The sequence below is a fragment of the Nocardia asteroides genome, assembly GCF_900637185.1.
GTDB classification, from domain to species: Bacteria; Actinomycetota; Actinomycetes; order Mycobacteriales; family Mycobacteriaceae; genus Nocardia; species Nocardia asteroides.
Genome location: NZ_LR134352.1, coordinates 6,945,244 through 6,964,118, shown reverse-complemented (window position 1 = coordinate 6,964,118; position 18,875 = coordinate 6,945,244). Strand labels below are relative to the sequence as shown.

Here is an 18,875-nt window from a genome sequence, read left to right as displayed (position 1 = left end):
CGTCGCGGTGGGTGACCGCGTGGCCCGCGTGGTCGACACCCGCGATACGCAGCGTGACCGGGCCGCCGCAACGGCTTCTCCTGTCTGTGAAGGGCGGGCACGTGCGGCCCACGGTACCGAGCCCGCCTGGCAAAGCTCTGAGACTCGTTGGCGCCGAGCGGGTTACCGCGTCAGCGGATCTTGGCGCCGTAGACGTGGTCGACGGCCAGGGTCATGAGGACGCGGCGGTCGGCGACCATGACGTCGCGGTATTCGGTCCAGTCGGGGTGTTCGCCCGCGGCGGCGCGGTAGTAGTCCACGAGGGCTTCGACCTCGGGGCCGTTCGGGTCGGTGCCGGGGCCGGTGAGGGTGACGGTGCCCTCGGCGGTGGCCCAGGACCAGCCGTCGGGAGCGGTGACCTCGAGGGCGGCGCGCGGGTCGCGGCGCAGGTTGACGGTCTTGGCGCGGCCCTCGGTCATGGAGACGTAGATGCGGCCCGCCGCGCGGTCGTAATAGGGGGTGACCGGGGACAGCTGGGGACGGCCATCGGCCTTGATGGTGGCGAGCACGCCGAGCCTGGCGGCCGCGAGCAGATCGTGCGGGTCGAATTCCGCTGTCATCGGGGGACTCCTCTGCGTGGGCGGATCGCTGATCGGGGGCAGCGGCGAACCCGCGATGTCCCCTCGCTGTGACGAACGGCGTGGCCGGGGTATTTATGCCCGGCGGCTCGGTTCGAATCCGGTGGCCCGGCCCAGTACTCTCGCTGCGGGGGCGGGAGAGAGCCCTGTTCGTCTCGGGAGGGGAATCATGACGTATCCACCGCAGCAGGGCCCTGGCTGGGCGCCGAATCAGGGACAGTCCTACGGCGCGCCACCGCAGTACGGCGGTCAGCCGGACCCACGCTATGCCGCCCAGCCGTTCCCGTCGCCGGAGCAGGCCTACCAGCAGGGCTGGGGGCAACCGCAACCGCCGCGCCCCGATCCGTTCTGGAAGAACCCGCTGGTCCTGGCCGGCGCCGCGGTCGTCCTGGTGGGCGCCGTCGTGATCGGCCTCATCGCGGTCGCCGGCGGGGACGACGACAAGGGCACGGTGGCCGCCGTGACCTCGACCGCCCAGGCCGCGCCGTCCCCGGCCGCCGCCGCGCCGGCCACCAGCACCGGCAAGACCACGACGTCCCCGAGCAAGGCCGCCGCGCAGACGGTTTCGGCGAACGCGCAGGCGGTGCTCGACGCCATGCCCGCGCCGCTGCGCAAGGTCGTCGCCGCGAACAAGATCACCGAGAAGGAGCCGGTCGGCTCCGACACCTACAAGGTGCGGGTGGTCGGCACCGTGCCCGCCAAGGACGCGCTGACCGTGGGCCTGCTCAAGACGATCGACATCGACCGCTACCCGATCTCCTGGATCGACACCGATCCCGATCGCCTGCTGCGGATCTGGAACTCCCAGCACCCGGACTGGCTGATCGACAAGGGCGAGAAGAAGATCCGGGTCGACACCTCGATCCCGGGCGGCGGCGCCACCGTCGAGACGTTCGACACCACCACCAAGCTGTACTCGGTCATGTCGGGCTTCAAGGACAAGGAGTCGGCGCTGAAGTACGTGGAACGCGCCGGTTTCTGAGGTCGCGCGGAAAACCCGTCGACAGCGCGGCGGGCGAGCGCGTAGAACTGGTCGCATGGTTACAGCACGTCCGCAGTCGCGGTTCTAGCTCGCATCGGGTCCTCGGGCGCCGGTGTGGCGCCGCGTGATCCGACGCCCGTGCCGTCACCGGAACGCCCTACCGGCGAGCGTCGATCCATCGACGCGACCAGCTGGGGGATTCCCATGACCAGACCACGCACCGACCTCGCCCGCCTGCGCAATATCGGCATCGCCGCCCACATCGACGCGGGCAAGACCACCACCACCGAACGAATCCTGTTCTACACCGGCGTCACCCGCGTCCTCGGTGAGGTGCACGACGGCACCGCCGCCATGGACCGGATGATCCAGGAGCGCGAGCACGGCATCACCATCGCCGCCGCCGCGACGACCTGCGCGTGGCGCGACCACGAGATCACCATCATCGACACGCCCGGCCACGTCGACTTCACCGTCGAGGTCGAGCGGTCGCTGCGGGTACTCGACGGCGCGGTGGCGGTGTTCGACGCCAAGGAGGGGGTCGAACCGCAGTCCGAGCAAGTGTGGCGACAGGCCGACCGATACGGCGTGCCGCGGATCTGCTTCGTGAACAAGATGGACAAGCTCGGTGCCGATTTCGGGTTCACCGTGCGGACCATCGCCCAGCGGCTCGGGGTGCGGCCGTTGGTGATCCAGCTGCCCATCGGTGCCGAACGCGACTTCGAGGGCATCGTCGACCTGGTCGAGATGACCGCGAAGGTGTGGCGTGGCGACACCGGCCACGGTGCGCGCTTCGAGGTCGTCGCGATCCCGGACGAGTTGCGGACCGAGGCCGAGCAGTACCGCGAGGCGCTGATCGCCACGGTCTCCGATGCCGACGAGGCAGTGCTGGAGCGCTACCTGTCCGGCAGGCCGATCCCCGTCGACCTGCTGAAGGCGGCCATCCGCACGATGACGATCGACGCGCGCGCCTACCCGGTGCTGTGCGGCTCGGCGCTGGCCAACATCGGGGTGCAACCGCTGCTGGACGCCGTCGTCGACTACCTGCCGTCGCCGCTGGATGTGGCTGCGGTGCACGGCTTCTCGCCCGAGGGCGAGAACATCGAGCGCGCGCCCGAGCTCGCCGAGCCGTTCGCGGCGCTGGCGTTCAAGGTCGCGCTGCACCCGTTCTTCGGCAAGCTCGTATACCTGCGGGTGTACGCGGGTCGGGTGGAACCCGGTGCGGCCGTGCTGAATTCCGCCAACGGACGAAAGGAGCGCCTGGGCAAGCTGTTCCAGATGCAGTCGAGCACCGAGATCGCGGTCGATCGGGTCCACGCCGGACAGATCTGCGCGGTGATCGGGCTGAAGGAGACGAGCACCGGCGACACCCTGTGCGATCGGAACGCCCCGATCGTGCTGGAGTCGATGTTCTTCCCCGAGCCCGTCCTCTCGGTCTCCGTCGAACCGCGGACTCGCGCGGATCAGGACAAGCTGGGCACCGCCCTGGCGCGCCTGGCCGAGGAGGATCCCACGTTCACGGTGCACGTCGACGCGGAGACCGGTCAGACGGTCCTCGGCGGGATGGGCGAGCTGCACCTGGAGATCCTGGTCGACCGCATGAAGCGGGAGTTCCGGGTCGAGGCCGAGATCGGCGCGCCGCGGGTGGCGTATCGCGAAACCGTCACCGCCGCGGTCGAGCGGTTCGAGTACACCCACCGCAAGCAGGTGGGTGGGCACGGGCAGTTCGCCAAGGTGGTGATCGCGGTGCATCCGCACGTGGCCGAGGACGGCGCGGTCTACGAGTTCGAGAGCCGGGTGAGCGGCGGGCGTGTGCCGCGGGAGTATCTCCCCGCGGTCGACGCGGGCGCGCAGGACGCGCTGCGGGTCGGCGCGCTCGCCGGGTTCCCCCTGGTGAACGTGCGGGTGACGCTGCTCGACGGCGCAGCCCACGTGCAGGATTCGTCGGACCTCGCCTTCCGGCTGGCCGGTGCGGCGGCGGTGCGAGCCGCGGTCGCGCTGGCGAAACCGGTGCTGCTCGAACCGGTGATGGCCGTGGAGGTCGTCACCCCGGAGGAGTACCTCGGTGAGGTGATCGGTGACCTGAACGCCCGGCGCGGGCGAGTCACCGAGCTCACCGAGCGGGCGGGCGCGCGCGTCGTGCGGGCCCTGACCCCGCTCCAGGAGATGTTCGGCTACATCGGCGATCTCCGGTCGAAGACCCGGGGCCGGGCCACCTACGCCATGGTGTTCGACTCCTACGCGCCGGTTCCGCCCGGCGTCGCGGCGTCGATCATCGCCGGCGGATGAAAGACACCGGTGGCGTCGCGTCCACGGATGCGGCGCCACCGGTGCCTGCCGCGCGCGGTCGGACGACTTCGCGCGCACCCGGTGCCGGTGACGACCGACTACTCGGCGGCCACGTGGCCCCGTGTGTCCGTCGTCTCGGGCGTCGCTCCGCCGAGCAGCCGCAGTGCGTCGGCCGAGCGGGCGTCGTGCGGGGTGTAGACCTCGAGCCGATGATCGGGGCTGTCCGGTTGGAGCCACACCTGATAGTCGACGTCGACGCCGCCGACGGTCGGATGATGCAGCCGCATCGCACCGACGGTGCAGTCGGCCACCTCGCCCTCGGCCCACAGCGTCGCGAATTCCGCACTGCGCATGGCGAGTTCGCCGATCAGTTCGGCCAGGTGCGCGTCGGTCGGATAGCGGCCCGCGGTGAGGCGCAGATAGGCGACGTGGACGCGGGCCAGTTCGGCCCAGTTGCGATGCAGGTCGCGGGTGAGCGGGTCGAGGAAGAACATGCGCGGGATCGAGGGCCGCAGGGCCGGGTCGGCGGGTGCGGCGAAGTCCAGGTGTTCGGCGAACAGCGCGTGCCCGGTGCGGTTCCAGGCCAGCACGTCACCGCGTCTGCCGAGCACGATCGCGGGCATGGTCTCGCCGAGCGCGTCGAGCAGGGTGAGCACGCGTGGATGCGGGCGTTCGGGTTCGGAGCGGGTCAGGCGGGGCGCGGCGGGTCGTCCGGCCAGATTGTGCAGGTGCGTCGTCTCCGCCGCGTCGAGTTGGAGTACCCGGGCGATGGCCGCGACGACCTGCGGTGACGCGGTGCCCGCCTGGTCCTGTTCCAGCCGCGTGTAATACCCCGCGCTCACGCCGGCCAGCTGGGCCAGTTCCTCGCGGCGCAGCCCGGGCACCCGGCGGGTGGCGCCGTAGGTCCGCAGCCCGATGCGGTCGGGGGTGATCCGGTCGCGGCGGGTCTTGAGGAACGCGCCGAGGCTTTCCAGTTCCATACCGTCCCAGCGTAGGCAGCGCGGCGGGTCCGTGGGTATCCCGGCGAGGTGTACCCATGAGCGGGTCTGGTTGCCGGGCGCGTGGCGCCGCAGATTCGAGGTCATGACTCGAACCGACACAGCCCCACTGCGGGCCTGGCTGGGCCTGCTGGTGATCCTGGGCCCCGTCCTGCTGGTCGCCATGGACGGCTCGGTGCTGTTCCTGGCCATGCCCGCGATCACCGCCGCGCTCACCCCCACCGCCGACCAATCCCTGTGGATCCTGGACAGCTACGGCTTCGCCGTCGGCGCGCTGCTGATCGCGTTCGGCGCGCTCGGCGACCGGTACGGCAGGCTGCGCCTGCTGCTGACCGGTGCCACCGTCTTCGGTATCGCCTCGGCGGCAGCGGCTTTCGCGCCCAGCCCGGAGATCCTGATCGGCCTGCGCGTGCTGATGGGGGTGGCGGGAGCGACGCTGCTGCCCTCGGCGCTGGCCATTCTCAGCACGCTGTTCGCCGATCCGCGGCAGCGCGCGCAGGCGATCGGCGTCTTCGCCGCCACCTTCGCGGCCGGCTTCGCCCTGGGTCCGATCGTCGCGGGACAGCTGCTCACCCGGTTCTGGTGGGGTTCGGTGCTGTTGATCAATCTGCCGGTGCTGCTGGTGTTCCTGGTCCTCGCGCCGCTGCTGCTGCGTGAGGTGCGGGAGGCGCGGACCGGGCGGGTCGACGTGGCGAGCGTGCTCGCCTCGGCCGCCGGGCTGCTGCTCACCATGTACGCGGTGAAGCACGCGGCGGCGGCCGGGCTGTCCGGGAGCGGCCTCGGCGCCGGGTTCGTGGGGCTCGCGCTGCTGACGTGGTTCGCGCGCAGGCAGTCGCGGATCGCGAACCCGCTCGTCGACTTCGGGTTGTTCCGCAATCCGGTGTTCGCGATCGCGATCGTCACCGGGTTCCTGCCGCTGGCCGCGTGGTCGGCGACCGCCTATCTGGCGAGCGCCTACCTGCAATCGGTGCTCGGGCTGTCGGTCGCCCGCGCGGCGCTGCTGGCGGTGCCGGGCGCGGTCGTGCTCACCGTGGCCGCGGTGCTCACGCCGGTCGTGGTGGGCCGGACCGGCCGGTCGGCGGCGCTGATCGGCGCGCACTTCTTCATCGCGGCGGGCCTGTTCCTGCTGCTGTTCGCCGGGACCGGCGGCGGGACCGGCTGGTATGTCGCGTCGACCGCGGTGGCCGGGATCGGCTACGGCATCTCGTTCAGCGTGGTCGCCGATATCGCCGTCGCCGCGGTGCCCCCGGCGCGGGCCGGTTCGGCCGCCGCGCTCGCCGAGACCGGCAACGAACTCGGCAACGCCGTCGGCATCGCGGTCTTCGGTTCCCTGGCGGCCCTGCTGTTCCGGCTGACCGGCCCGGAGCTGGCCCCGACGCTCGGCGAGACGGCGCAGGTGGCGGGGATCGCCCCGGCCGCTCTCGCGGACGCGCGCGTGGCCTTCGTCACCGGCCTGCACGCCGTCGCCGCTGTCGCGGGCGTGCTGCATGTCGTCCTGGGCGTGGTCGCGGTGCGGGTCCTCTCAGCCCAGCTGGGTCATCCCCGCCGCCACCACCTGGGCGACATCGAGCAGGTCGTCGGGCGTCGGCACCGGGACGCCGTCGAGGGCGTGCAGGCGGTCGGTGCTGGCGATGGCGAACATGGCCGAGACCCACGCCGACGCGCAGGCGTGCAGCGTGCTGGGGCGGATGGGGGTGGGGACGCTGGCCTGGAGGACGCGGGCGGTGGCGTCGAGGAGCTGATCGCGCAGGACGCGCAGGGTGCGCCGGACGTCGGGGTGGGTGTCGGCCTCGCGCCACATGATCACCCGCAGCACCGAGGAATGGTGGTCGCGCAGGTTGATGGCGGTGTCGAGGTTGACCAGGCTGGCGGCGGGATCACCGGGCGCGACGACGGCGTCCAGATCGTCGAACGGGCGGCTGGGCACGCGTTCGCGCATGAGCGCGGACAGGATCGCGTTCTTGGTGGGGAAGTAGTAGAAGACCAGTCCCTTGGGCACACCGGCGGCCGCGGCCAGCGCGGCGGTCGGGGTGGCGTCGAAGCCCTGCGCGGCGAACAGGGTTTCGGCGGCATCCAGGATGAGTTGCCGGGCGTCGCCATCGCGCTTGGCGTTGCGGCGCCCGACGCGTCGGTTCGGCATCAGTGATGCGGAACCTGCTTGTGCAGGCGCTCGTTCATCGCCGGCAGCGCGGCGACCGCCACCACCGCCGTCACTACCCCGACCACCCATGCGGTCCAGGATGCGCCGCGGAAGGCGGTGAAGTCCATCGCCCACGGCGAGATGAACAGCAGCACGCCGAAAAGGCCCATCGCGTAGTCGGCGCTGGACATGCTCGCCCGTGCCATCTGGATCAGACCGGTCGCGGCGATGAGTACACCGAGCACGATCAGGGTCCAGCGGGCATTGTCGTTGGTGTCGACCCACAGGGGCGACAGCGCGGTGAATGCGCCGAGCACGACGGCGAGAAGATCCTGTGCGCGGCTGTCTGTGAACATGGGGATTGCCTCCTCGAGAGACGAAAAATACTTCTGACCTCGGTCTACTCCTGATTGACCGCCCGGTCGATATCGGGAGCGGCACGGTTGCGTTGCGACGTGGGTATCACCTGTGGCCGGGCGCACTGGTACAAACATTCGGGGGGCCGTAGTGGCCCGCGACACAAGACATGGCATGGGCGGTCGACCCCGGCGGCGGTGGCTCGCGTGAGCGCGGAGCGCGCCGCACATGCCGAGAGGACACAGGTATGAGCGCGCCCATCGTGATCGTCGGAGCGGGTCTGGCAGGCCTGCGCACGGCGGAGGAACTGCGCCGGGCCGGCTACGAGGGCGGCGTGGTGCTGCTCGGTGACGAGTCGCGCCCGCCGTACGACCGCCCGCCGCTGTCGAAGCAGTTCGTGCGCGGCGAGACCGACGACACCACCCTGCGCCCGCCGGAGTTCTTCGCGGACAAGGACATCGAGCTGCGGCTCGGTACCGCCGTCACCGGCGTCGACACGGCCGCGCGCACCGTCGCCCTGGCCGACGGCGGCACGCTCGCCTACGACCAGCTGATCATCGCCACCGGGCTGCGCCCGCGCAGGCTGCCGGGACTGCCCGCGGTGGCGGGCGTTCACGTGCTGCGCGCCCACGAGGACGCCGAGTCCCTGCGGACCGAGCTGGACGGCGCGGGCCGCGCCCTGGTCATCGGCGCCGGTTTCATCGGCTGTGAGCTGGCCGCGAGCTTCCGGGCCGCCGGGCTCGAGGTCACCCTGGTGGAGCCGCAGCCGACCCCGCTCGCCTCGGTGCTGGGTGAGCAGATCGGCGGGCTGGTCGCCCGGATGCATCGCGCCGAGGGTGTGGACCTGCGCTGCGGGGTCGGCGTGGACACCCTGCGTTCCGACGACTCGGGCCGGGTGCGGGGCGCGCTGCTCACCGACGGCACCGAGATCGCCGCCGACGTGGTGGTGGTCGGCGTGGGTTCGGTGCCGGTCACCGACTGGCTGGCCGATTCCGGCATCGAGCTGGCCGAACCGTCGGCCGGTGGCGGCGTGCTGGCCGACGAGGTGGGCCGCACCTCCGCCGCGGGCGTCTGGGCCGTCGGCGACGTGGCCGCCTGGCAGCACGACACCGGCGTCCGCAAGCGCGTCGAGCACTGGACCAGCGCGGGCGAGCAGGCCAAGCTGCTGGTCACCGCCCTGCTCGGGGGCGCGGCGCCGACCGCCGCGCGGGTGCCCTACTTCTGGAGCGACCAGTACGACGTCAAGATCCAGGCGCTGGGCACCCCCTCGCCCGCCGACGACGTCACCATGGTCACCGACGACGGCCGCAAGTTCCTCGCCTACTACTCCCGCGACGGGATCCTCACCGCCGTCCTGGGCGCGGGCCTGACCGGCCAGGTGATGAAGCTGCGCGCCAAGCTGGCGACCCCCACCCCGGTCGCGGACCTGCTCGCCGCCGCGGGCTGACCCCGCACACGCACGGCGGCCGCCGGACCGTGGCCGCCGCGCGTGGATCGGATTACTGTGGGGCCGTGGGGTTTACCGAGTACTCGGCCGGCGATGTCGTCTATTTCCCAGCGGGCCCGTTCAGCGGGGTCTGCGGTGTCGTCAAGGAGGTCGACGTCCATCGCGCCACCGTGCGGCTGGAACTGTCCGAGGGGGTGGCGCACCGCGAGGGCGGTGTCCTGCGCGAACGGCGCCACACCCTGACCGCCGCCTTCGACGAGATCGAACTGGTCTAGCCGGCCGGAACACGGTCGCGACGGGGACGTTCGCGGGCCTGTAATACGGTGGACCGGTGATCGTCGCGCTTATCGATTCCGGCCTCGGCCTGCTGCCGACGGCGGCGTGGTTGCGCAAGTCGCGTCCCGATGTGGATCTGCTGCTGCTGCTCGACCCCGAGGGCGCGCCCTGGGGGCCCAAGCCGGAGGACTGGGTCGTCGAGCGGGTGCTCGGCGCGGCCCGTCAGGCGCTCGAACTCGGCGCCGAAGTGATCGTGCTGCCGTGCAATACCGCGAGTGTGACGGCGCTGGCGCACGTGCGGGCCGAGGTGGGCGAGTCGGTGCCGGTGATCGGAACCGTGCCCGCGATCAAGCCCGCGGCGGCGCAGTGCCGGTCGGTCGCGGTGTGGGCGACCGCGGCGACCACCGCCAGCCGCTACCAGGCCGACCTGATCGCCCGTTTCGCCGGTGACGCGAAGGTGGTCGGCGTGGCCTGCCACGGCCTGGCCGACGCCATCGACCGCGGCGACCTGCCCGCCATCGCCGAATCCATCGCCGACGCCGCCGCCCGCACGCCGGCCGACGTCGAGGGCGTCGTCCTCGGCTGTACGCACTACCCGCTGGTCATCGACGCCATCGTCGGCGCGCTGCCGGACGGCGTCCGCCTGTTCGACAGCGCCCAGGCCGTCGCCGCGCAGACGATCCGCAAGATGGACGAACTGGGCCGCCCGACCACCGGCACCGGGAGTGTGACGGTGCGCAACAGTGGCCTGCCGGGGGAATTGCCCGGCAGCGCCGCCACTTTCGAGTCCGGCCGGGTGGTCGGCGCGCAGGTCGGCTGAGGCCGCCGCCCCTCGCCCCGGTACCGCCCGACCGGGTCGGCGCCGGAACACGCCTGCCGGAGTTCGCCGCGAATCTGTCGGTCCGCCGGTGTTGAATGCGAGGGAATTCCCCCGACGCCGGAGGTGCACCGTGTCCGAGCTTCCCACTGCCGCCCAGGTACGTGCGGCGCTCGCCGCGCTGGCCGATCCCGCCGATGCGATCCACCTGCAACGGTTCTTCAAGACGGGCGCGGGTGAGTACGGCGAGGGCGACGTCTTTCTCGGCGTCCGCGTCCCCGCCACGCGCAAGGTCGCCAAACAGTTCGCCACGCTCCCGCTGAAGCAGATCGGCGACCTGCTCGACGGCCCGGTCCACGAGGAACGCCTGGCCGCGCTGCTCATCCTGAACGCCCGTTTCGCGGCGGCCTCGAAACCGCGCACCCGCGACGACGCGGCCCGCGCGGAGATGGTCGAGTTCTACCTGGACGCGGTGCGCCGGGGCCGGGTGAACAACTGGGACCTCGTCGACGCCTCCGCCGAGCACATCGTCGGCCCGTGGCTGCTCGACAAGGACCGCGCCCTGTTGTTCGAACTGGCGCAGCGGGATTCGCTGTGGGAGCGGCGGGTGGCGCTGCTGTCCACCTTCGCCTTCCTCAAGGCGGGCGACGCGAGCACCACGCTGGAACTGGCGGCGGTCCTGCTCGACGATCGCCGCGACCTCATCCAGAAGGCGCTCGGCTGGATGCTGCGCGAGGCGGGCAAACGCGTGGACCCGGCGGTGCTCACCGGCTTCCTCGACACGTACGCGCCGCGCCTGGGCCGGACCGCGCTGAGCTACGCCACCGAGCACCTGACGCCCGAGCAGCGCGCCGCCTACCGCGCACTGCGGTGAGGCGGCGCGGGCGGGCTCAGAACTGGATCTTCAGGCGGTCGGTGACCGGCCGCGCCTGGCAGCCCAGGATGTAGCCGTTCTCGATGTCCTCGGGGTCGAGGATCTCCGCGTTCCCCATCTCGACCTTGCCCTCGAGCACGGTGCACGCGCAGGAGCCGCACTCGCCCTCCTGGCAGGAGTAGGGCACGTCCAGGCCCTTGTCGAGCATGATGTCGACCAGGGTCTGCTTGCGCGGCCAGGACAGCTCGTGCACCTGCCCGTCGAGTTCGACCTCCACGGTCGCGGCGTCGGCGGCTTCCTCGTCGCTCACCTCGACGGGCGCGTGGTCGGCGAACGGGTCGCCGGCCAGCGAGTTGAAGACTTCGGCGTGGGTGCGGGCGCGCGGGACATCGAGCGAGGCCAGCGCGTCGTGCACCAGGTCCATGAACGGCTTGGGACCGCACATGAACGCCTCGTAGCCGGTGTAGGGCGCGACCAGGGTGGCGACCATGTCGGCGGTGGGCAGGCCGAGCAGCGGTTCGAGCCAGTGGATGACGGTGAGCCGCTGCGGATGCTTGCCGACCAGGTCGCGCAGCTCGTCGGCGAAGATCACCGAGCCCGCGTCACGGTTGGCGTAGACCAGCACCACCTTGCCGGTGCCCTGCGACAGCGCCGACTTCAGGATCGACATCACCGGGGTGATGCCGCTGCCCGCGCCGAACAGCAGCATGTCCTCGTCGAGGTTCTTGGGGGTGAACACGCCCGAGGGCGGCAGCACCTCGAGCTGGTCGCCGGCGGAGATGTTGTCGCACAGCCAGTTCGAGCCGTAGCCGCCCTCGGTGCGCTTGACCGTCACCTTGGGCAGGTCGTCGGTGAACGGCGAGCTGGCCAGCGAGTAGCAGCGGGCGACCGAGCCGGTCTGGTCGCTGGGGATGCGCAGGGTGAGGAACTGGCCCGGCGTGTACTTCATGCGTTCGGCGAGCTCGGCGGGCACCTCGAAGACCACGGAGTTGGTGTCGGCCGTTTCGGCGATCACCGCGGCAACCCGCAGCACCACCGAGCGCGAACCGTGCGGAACCTCGACTGTGGTCATGTCGTCCTCTCGAACAAAACTAGAACGTGTTTCAGTTTCATGCTAGGTCGGGACGCGCCTGCAGGGCAAGCTGTGCCTCGAGTCCGGCGACGAGTACCTCCATCCCGAAGTCGTAGGAGTACTTGCCGCGCAGGTCCGCCATGTACTTCGTGGCCCTGGCCACCGCCTCGGGCAGCAGTACGTCCGGTGGAACCGAGCGATCTCGCGGATTCACCCTGCTGCGGCCGAACAGGTAGGTGTGGATGGTCGCGTAGGCGGCCAGCACGTTGCGGTCGCTGAACCCGGCGTCGAACAGGATCTCCATCACCGCGTCGATCAGGTCGAGCTGCTTGCCGAGCATCTGCTCGAGCAGGATGTCGCCCAGGCCGGGATGCCTGCGCAGTTTATCGTCTATCTGGTCCACCAGTTCACGCAGGCGCTGCTGCCACGGGCCCGATTCCCGCGGTGGTTTGCGTACCCCGACCAGGGCGGCGCTGGCGACCAGGTCGAGCAGCTCGCGCTTGTCGGCGACGTAGTAGTACGGCGCCATCGGCGAGACGCCCAGTTCCCGGGAGAGCCTGCGCATCGACAGCTTCTCCACGCCGTCCTCGCGCACCACGCGCAGTGCCGCCTCGACGATCTCCGACTCCGACAGCGTCGAACTGGCCCCACTCCCTGTCCCGCCGTGGTTACGCAAGCTTCCGCCTCACCTCTACCGCCACCGGGCACTCCGGCCCGTTCCCGTCCTGCCCCCGGAATTCTAGAGGGGTGCGCTGACGTGCTCCTGGCCATCGAGATTTTCGAATTCCGCCCTTTTTGGCAGTCACTGACGTTATGGTCGGCGGTGACCGGCAACACAAGGAGGTAGTGATGGCAGAGCACGACGAGGAACTGGTCACCGAGACGCTGATCGAAGAGGTCAGCATCGACGGCATGTGCGGCGTGTACTGACGATGGAGGCAGGCGTGCTCGACCTCGACACCCGCTGGACCCTGCACCCCCGGGTCTCGCTGCGACCGGAATCCTTCGGTGCGCTGCTGTATCACTTCGGCACTCGCAAGCTCTCATTCCTCAAGAGCCGCGATCTGGTCGAGGTGGTGCAGTCGCTGCCCGCCCACACCTCGGTGCGGGACGCGCTGCGAGCCGCGGGCGTCGGAGTGTCCGACATGCATGTCAAGGCACTCAGCCAGCTGGCCGACACCGACATGATCGTGCCCGCGCCGGGTCCGGTCACGCCGGTGACCCCGGTGCGCATGCCTGCCTCCACCGACACCACCCAGGGCGGCAGGCTGATCGACCGTTTCGAGTCGGGTCTGGCCGCGCCGATCTGCCTCACCTGGGAACTCACCTACGCGTGCAACCTGTCCTGCGTGCACTGCCTGTCCTCGTCGGGGCGCCGCGACCCGAACGAGCTCACCACCGAACAGTGCAAGGCGCTCATCGACGAGTTCGAGCGCATGCAGATCTTCTACGTCAACATCGGCGGCGGTGAACCGACGGTGCGCCCGGACTTCTGGGAACTGGTCGACTACGCCACCGCGCACCACGTGGGGGTCAAGTTCTCCACCAACGGCGTTCGGATCAACGAGGAGGTCGCCGCGCGCCTGGCCGCCAGCGACTACGTGGACGTGCAGATCTCCCTCGACGGCGCCGACGCCGCGGTCAACGACGCCGTGCGCGGGCCCGGCTCCTACGACACCGCGATCCGCGCCCTGGAGAACCTGCACAACGCGGGCTTCAAGGACGCCAAGCTCTCGGTCGTCGCGACCCGGCACAACATCGCCCAGCTCGACGAATTCAAGGCCATCGCCGACCGTTACGGCGCCACCCTGCGGCTGACCCGCCTGCGCCCGTCGGGCCGCGGCGCCGACGTGTGGGACGAACTGCACCCGCTGCCCGAGCAGCAGCGCGAGCTCTACGACTGGCTGGTCGCCAACGGCGAGGGCGTGCTCACCGGCGACTCGTTCTTCCACCTGTCCGCCTTCGGTTCCGCGCTGCCCGGCCTGAACATGTGCGGCGCGGGCCGGGTGGTCTGCCTGGTCGACCCGGTGGGCGACGTCTACGCCTGCCCGTTCGCCATCCACGACCGCTTCAAGGCCGGAAACATCGTCGCCGACGGTGGTTTCGACGCCGTGTGGACCAACTCCGAGCTGTTCGGCGAACTGCGCGAGCCGGTCGACGGCGGCGCCTGCACCAAGTGCTCGCACTACGACGCGTGCCGCGGCGGCTGCATGGCGGCCAAGTTCTTCACCGGCCTGCCCGCCAACGGTCCCGACCCGGAATGCGTGCAGGGCTATGGCGAAGCGGCGCTGTCGATGCCGGGACGCACCATTCCGCGACCGGCGGTCGATCATTCGCGGCCGGTTCGGACCCGCGGCCGGGTTTCGTTGCCGCTGACCGTCAAGCGCGCGCCCGCCAAGGCGTGCAACGAGAGTCCGCTCGGCTAGGACGATCGATTGCCGAAAGTGCGCTGCCGATCTTGTTGACGCGTCCGATTACCGGTCACAGCGGCATTTCTGGCGGACTTTCCTCCTTTTTTGTGGGGTGATGATGTCTGCGGGCTCGAGTGCGAATAGCATGCGAGGAATGCGCCATGATCGTCTGCCCGACGGCTTCGGGGTACGGATCGATCCACGGGTACGCGCATTTTCCGGGGGTCGGATCCTGATCGGCGGATCCCCCGCGCGGATGCTGCGACTGGCCCCGGAGGCCGCCGAGCTGATCGGCGACGGGTACCTGGAGGTGACCGACACGAAGTCCGCGATCGTCGCCCGCCGGCTGCTCGATTCCGGTGTGGCGAACCCGCGGCCGCGGCTCGAACCCTCGCTCGACGACGTCACCGTGGTCATCCCGCTGTACAACAACGCCGACGGCCTCACCCGGCTGCTGGCCACGCTGCGCGGGCACAACGTGATCGTCGTCGACGACGGTTCCGACGAGCCGGTGCTGCTGCCGCCGCGGCAGGGCCGGGGGCAGGTGACCGTGCTGCGGCACGAGTCCCCGCTCGGACCCGCCGCCGCCCGCAATGCCGGATTACGGGCGGCGACAACGGGCTTCGTCGCGTTCCTGGACTCCGACGTCGTCCCGCGCAGCGGCTGGCTCGAGGTCATGCTCGGGCACTTCAGCGATCCGCAGGTGGCGCTGGTCGCGCCGCGGATCGTGGCGCTGGACAAGGAGTCCAACGCACTGGCCCGCTACGAGCACACCCGCTCCTCGCTCGACCTCGGCAGGCGCGAGTCGGCGGTGCACGCGCGCGGTGTCGTGTCGTATGTGCCGAGCGCGGCGCTGCTGGCCCGGCGCGCGGCCGTGCTCGGCGAGGGCGGCTTCGACGAGTCGATGCAGGTGGCCGAGGACGTCGACCTGTGCTGGCGGCTGGAACGGGCGGGCTGGCGGTTGCGCTACGAGCCCGCCGCGCATGTCGCCCACGATCACCGGGTGGCCTTCCGCGCCTGGTTCGGCCGCAGGCTGTTCTACGGCACCGGTGCCGCGCCGCTGAGCAAGCGGCACGCGGGCATGGTCTCGCCGCTGTCGCTGCCCACCTGGACGGTGCTGGCGAGCATCCTGTTCGCGACGCTGTCGCGGTGGGGACTGCTCGGCGGCCTGGTCACCTTGGCCACCGCGCTGTTCCGGATGCGGCGGGTGTTCGCCGAGCTGGACAATCCCACCCGGATCGCGGCGGTGTATCTGGCGCGCGGTTACTTCGCGGGCATGTGGCGGCTGGCTTCGGCGATGTGCCGGGACTATTGGCCGGTGACCCTGCTCGCGGTGCTCACCTCGCGCCGGATCCGCAAGATCGCGATCACCATGGCGCTGGCCGACGGCCTGGCCGACTGGTTCACCCATCGCGACGCGGGCGGCCTGGACCCGGTGCGCTATGTGGCCTACAAGCGGATCGACGACATCGCCTACGGCAGCGGCCTGTGGCTGGGCGCGATCCGGGCCCGCAGCTTCGAGGCGCTCAAGCCCGACGTGCAGCAGCGCTGAGTTCGGCTGCGTGACGAACACTCTCGTCGTCGGCGCCGGATCGGCGGGCTGTGTGCTGGCGGCGCGGCTCAGCGACGACCCGGCGCGCACGGTGCGGGTGTTCGAGGCGGGACCGGTGTGGGCCGGGCCCGCCGACATTCCCGCACCGCTGCTCGACCCCGGGCACCTGCCGGTCGGTCCGGAATCCCGGGTGCTGTGGCGGTACCGGGGAAATATCGTGCGGGGCAGGCTCGTCGGCGGGTCGGGCGCGATCAACGGCAGCTACTTCGCCCGGCCGACCGCCGCCGACTTCGCGGCTTGGAGCGCGGCTGCCGACAGCGCGCTGTGGTCGTTCGAGTCGGTCCTGCCGACACTGCGCGACCTCGAACACGACCACGATTTCGGCACCGCCCCCGGTCACGGCGTCGCGGGCCCGATCCCGGTGCGGCGCACCGCCGACCCCGCCCCGGTCAGCGTCGACTTCGCCGAGCGTTGCGCCGCCGCCGGTTTCGCCGAGATCGCCGACCTCAACGCGCTCCCCGGCGCCGAGCCGAGCGACGGCTACGGCCGGGTCCCGCTGGCCTCGGCGAGCGGCCACCGCGCCGGACCGGCCCTCACGCATCTCTATCCCGTGCTGCACCGGCCCAATCTCACGGTCACCGGGGACACGATGGTGACCCGGTTGCTGCTGCGCGGTGACCGGGTGGTCGGCGTGGAGTGGGTGCGCGGTCGCGAGCGGGGGACGACGTTCGCCGATCACGTGGTGGTCTGCGCGGGCGCGGTGGAATCGGCCGCGCTGCTGATCCGTTCCGGCATCGGGCCCGAGCAGCAGCTGCGGGCGCTCGGGGTGCCGGTGGTACGTCCGGCGCCGGTGGGCGCGTGGTGCACCGACCATCCCGAGATCGGTGTCGAGTACCCCGGCGCCGCGCCGGCCGGGTCGACCGTCGCGCTCGAATACGTCCTGGAACTCGGCGACCTCGAACTGCGCCCGTACACCCCGATGTTCACCCCGGGACTGCGCAGGCTCGGGGTCGCGCTGATGAATCCGGAGTCCACCGGCGTTCTCACCCTGGTCTCGGCCGACCCGTCGGTCCCGGCCCGGATCGAGCAGCACCATCTCCGGGCCGCCGCCGACCGGGACCGCTCGCGCGCCGGGGTCGAACTCGCGGCCGAGATGCTCGGCCTGCCGCTGGGCGCCGTCGACGATGCCTGGCTGCGCGCGCATCTGGGAACCTCCCAGCATCTTTCGGGCACCTGCCGAATGGGCCCGGCGAGCGACCCGCGATCGGTGGTGGACGCGGGCGGCCGGGTACACGGTGTCGACGGCCTGACCGTGGCCGATCTGTCGGTGGTGCCGGTGCCGCTGCACCGCGGTCCGCAGGCCGCGACGGTGCTGCTCGCCACAGTCATAGCGCGTCGGCATGCGGTGTGACGAAGTGACATCTGCTACCACAATGTGACCTGCGGGACAAACCCGCACTTCTGACGAAGCTGCCGATAACTCACCGGTACAGTTTGTAGCGGGAAAGAAAGGCAAATGGTCAGCAATCTTGCAGGTGGGCGGCCCCCACGGCAGGCGACGGAGTCCGGCGCACAGCTCGGAGCTCTGGAAGCCTATGCCGCACAGGCCCATGGTTTTCTCAGTGCCGGTGGTGACCAGCTGACCCAGCTGGCCGGCCTGTTGCGTCCGCTCGTTCTCGAGTCCTGGCTACGCAGTATGCGTGGCGGGATCGATCCGGCGGACACCCTCGACGGTCGCGGTCTTCGCGGTGCCGATCTGGTGCGTTACCGGGATGCTCATCCCATCGCCGCGCTGATGCCACTGATCGACAAACTGCTGGTCCAGGACGCGGCACGCGCCGGTCTGATCGTGACGGTCGCCGACCAGTTCGGTCGGGTGCTGTCGGTACACGGCCACCCGGAACAGGTCGCGGCCGCCGCCGAGATCGGCGTGCGCGAAGGCGACGACCTCAGCGAGCGCCGCATCGGCACCAACGCGGTGGGTCTCGTCGTGCGCACCGGGCGCGCGACCTGGATCCACGGACCCGAACATTTCCTGCATCGCATGCATCAGATCACCGGTGCCGCGGCGCCGGTGCACGAGCCGGACGGCCGGTTGATCGGCGTGCTGATGATTGCCGGCGGTATGCGGGTGGCCAAGCCCGAGATCCTCGCTCTGGTCAAGGCCGCGGCCACGGCCGCCGAGATGGATCTGGTGCTGCGGGCGATGCGAGCCGGGCGCGGCGGTGCCGCGACCGAGGCCGCGGGCAACGGGCACACCGGCCATGTCGCCGAACCGACGCGGCTGGGGCTCGACGTGCTCGGCCTCGGCCAGCCGCAACTGAGTGTGGCGGGGGAGCGCATCTCCCTCTCGCAACGCCATGCCGAGATCCTGCTGCTGCTGACCGAACATCCGGAAGGGCTCGGCGCCGATCATCTGGCGCTGCTGCTCGACGACACCGATCTGGACAACGGCACGATCCGCGCGGCGATGTCGCGGCTGCGGTCGGTGGTCGGCGCGAATGTCGTCGGATCGCGTCCTTACCGTCTGCGGGTTCATGTCGCAACCGATGTGGAGGCCCTGCGGGCCGCCCTCGACTCCGGTGATATCGAATCCGCATTGCGCTTGTACGCCGGTCCGGTGCTCCCCAGATCGTCGGCTCCGGGTATTTGCGACATCCGGGACGAGCTCCGGGTGCGGCTGCGCACCGCGGTGCTCGCCTCCGCCGACCCCGGCGTGCTGCGCCGGTGGACCGCGGGCCCCGAGGGGCGTGACGATGCCGCCGCGTGGGCCGCCTACCGTGCCACCGTCGATCGCGATTCGCCCCTGTATGCGCAGATCGAGGCCAAGATCCGGGTGCTCGATCGGCGCCTCGGTGCCGATGCAACGCAGATGCAACGTTTCGGCTCATAGTCTCCATTTCTGAAAGTGCGGTAGCTCACACATCCGGCGTAGATGTGGCGGAGCACACACTGCTGCCCAGGTCATGGGCACCTCCCGAAACCCCCTGGACAATCGTCCGGATTTTTTAGCGGAAAAAGTTTCTTTTTATTAACTGACCGC

17 protein-coding genes and 1 pseudogene are annotated in these 18,875 nt (G+C 70.7%); 12 read left to right on the top strand and 6 right to left on the bottom strand.

The window, feature by feature from the left end:
• Positions 1–170 precede the first annotated feature (170 nt).
• Positions 171–599, bottom strand: a complete 429-nt coding sequence (locus EL493_RS31985) for a PPOX class F420-dependent oxidoreductase (protein ID WP_019049354.1) — start codon at positions 597–599, stop codon at positions 171–173.
• Positions 600–786: 187 nt separating this feature from the next.
• Between EL493_RS31985 and EL493_RS31980 the strand changes: the two genes are divergently transcribed.
• Positions 787–1,599: a hypothetical protein gene (locus EL493_RS31980; RefSeq protein ID WP_019049353.1), complete on the top strand. Its 813-nt coding sequence runs from the start codon at positions 787–789 to the stop codon at positions 1,597–1,599.
• A gap of 204 nt (positions 1,600–1,803) precedes the next feature.
• On the top strand, positions 1,804–3,888 hold the full coding sequence (gene fusA / locus EL493_RS31975) for an elongation factor G (RefSeq protein WP_019049352.1): 2,085 nt from the start codon (positions 1,804–1,806) through the stop codon (positions 3,886–3,888).
• A gap of 98 nt (positions 3,889–3,986) precedes the next feature.
• Here fusA and EL493_RS31970 read toward each other — a convergent pair whose 3' ends face one another.
• Positions 3,987–4,868, bottom strand: coding sequence for a helix-turn-helix transcriptional regulator (locus EL493_RS31970; protein ID WP_019049351.1), 882 nt, complete (start codon positions 4,866–4,868; stop codon positions 3,987–3,989).
• Here EL493_RS31970 and EL493_RS31965 point away from each other — a divergent pair.
• Positions 4,804–6,138, top strand: a pseudogene (locus EL493_RS31965) (MFS transporter); the annotation flags it as partial. The gene EL493_RS31970 and the pseudogene EL493_RS31965 overlap by 65 nt on opposite strands.
• 270 nt (positions 6,139–6,408) lie before the next feature.
• Here the strand turns inward: EL493_RS31965 and EL493_RS31960 are convergent.
• The gene (locus EL493_RS31960; protein WP_074965444.1) at positions 6,409–7,026 is read right to left on the bottom strand and encodes a TetR/AcrR family transcriptional regulator; all 618 of its coding nucleotides are present in this window, start codon (positions 7,024–7,026) and stop codon (positions 6,409–6,411) included.
• Entirely contained in the window at positions 7,026–7,382 is a 357-nt protein-coding gene (locus EL493_RS31955; protein WP_019049349.1) for an SPW repeat domain-containing protein, read from the bottom strand. The genes EL493_RS31960 and EL493_RS31955 overlap by 1 nt, the downstream gene beginning before the upstream one ends.
• A 248-nt stretch (positions 7,383–7,630) precedes the next feature.
• Between EL493_RS31955 and EL493_RS31950 the strand changes: the two genes are divergently transcribed.
• From EL493_RS31950 to EL493_RS31935, 4 genes are all read left to right on the top strand, one after another.
• On the top strand, positions 7,631–8,830 hold the full coding sequence (locus tag EL493_RS31950; protein ID WP_019049348.1) for an NAD(P)/FAD-dependent oxidoreductase: 1,200 nt from the start codon (positions 7,631–7,633) through the stop codon (positions 8,828–8,830).
• Positions 8,831–8,895: 65 nt separating this feature from the next.
• The gene (locus EL493_RS31945) at positions 8,896–9,105 is read left to right on the top strand and encodes a KOW domain-containing RNA-binding protein (RefSeq protein WP_019049347.1); all 210 of its coding nucleotides are present in this window, start codon (positions 8,896–8,898) and stop codon (positions 9,103–9,105) included.
• Between the two features lie 56 nt (positions 9,106–9,161).
• Positions 9,162–9,926, top strand: coding sequence for a glutamate racemase (locus EL493_RS31940; RefSeq protein ID WP_019049346.1), 765 nt, complete (start codon positions 9,162–9,164; stop codon positions 9,924–9,926).
• A 130-nt stretch (positions 9,927–10,056) separates the two neighbouring features.
• On the top strand, positions 10,057–10,797 hold the full coding sequence (locus tag EL493_RS31935) for a DNA alkylation repair protein (protein ID WP_019049345.1): 741 nt from the start codon (positions 10,057–10,059) through the stop codon (positions 10,795–10,797).
• A 16-nt stretch (positions 10,798–10,813) separates the two neighbouring features.
• Here the strand turns inward: EL493_RS31935 and EL493_RS31930 are convergent, their stop codons facing one another.
• Positions 10,814–11,869, bottom strand: coding sequence for a ferredoxin--NADP reductase (locus tag EL493_RS31930; protein ID WP_019049344.1), 1,056 nt, complete (start codon positions 11,867–11,869; stop codon positions 10,814–10,816).
• A 37-nt stretch (positions 11,870–11,906) separates the two neighbouring features.
• Positions 11,907–12,545 carry a mycofactocin system transcriptional regulator MftR2 gene (mftR2, locus tag EL493_RS31925; protein WP_022566209.1) on the bottom strand — a complete coding sequence of 213 codons (639 nt, stop codon included), beginning with the start codon at positions 12,543–12,545 and terminating at the stop codon, positions 11,907–11,909.
• A 173-nt stretch (positions 12,546–12,718) separates the two neighbouring features.
• Here mftR2 and mftA point away from each other — a divergent pair, with 173 nt between their 5' ends.
• The 5 genes from mftA to EL493_RS31900 all read left to right on the top strand — a co-directional run bounded on the left by mftA (position 12,719) and on the right by EL493_RS31900 (position 18,725).
• Positions 12,719–12,799, top strand: coding sequence for a mycofactocin precursor MftA (mftA, locus tag EL493_RS31920; RefSeq protein WP_126406630.1), 81 nt, complete (start codon positions 12,719–12,721; stop codon positions 12,797–12,799).
• Positions 12,800–12,801: 2 nt separating this feature from the next.
• Positions 12,802–14,295, top strand: coding sequence for a mycofactocin radical SAM maturase (mftC, locus tag EL493_RS31915; protein ID WP_019049341.1), 1,494 nt, complete (start codon positions 12,802–12,804; stop codon positions 14,293–14,295).
• A gap of 139 nt (positions 14,296–14,434) precedes the next feature.
• Positions 14,435–15,832, top strand: coding sequence for a mycofactocin biosynthesis glycosyltransferase MftF (gene mftF, locus EL493_RS31910; protein ID WP_022566212.1), 1,398 nt, complete (start codon positions 14,435–14,437; stop codon positions 15,830–15,832).
• A gap of 10 nt (positions 15,833–15,842) precedes the next feature.
• Positions 15,843–17,243: a mycofactocin dehydrogenase MftG gene (gene mftG, locus EL493_RS31905; protein ID WP_019049339.1), complete on the top strand. Its 1,401-nt coding sequence runs from the start codon at positions 15,843–15,845 to the stop codon at positions 17,241–17,243.
• 105 nt (positions 17,244–17,348) lie between these two features.
• The gene (locus EL493_RS31900; protein ID WP_022566214.1) at positions 17,349–18,725 is read left to right on the top strand and encodes a GAF domain-containing protein; all 1,377 of its coding nucleotides are present in this window, start codon (positions 17,349–17,351) and stop codon (positions 18,723–18,725) included.
• Positions 18,726–18,875: the final 150 nt, after the last annotated feature.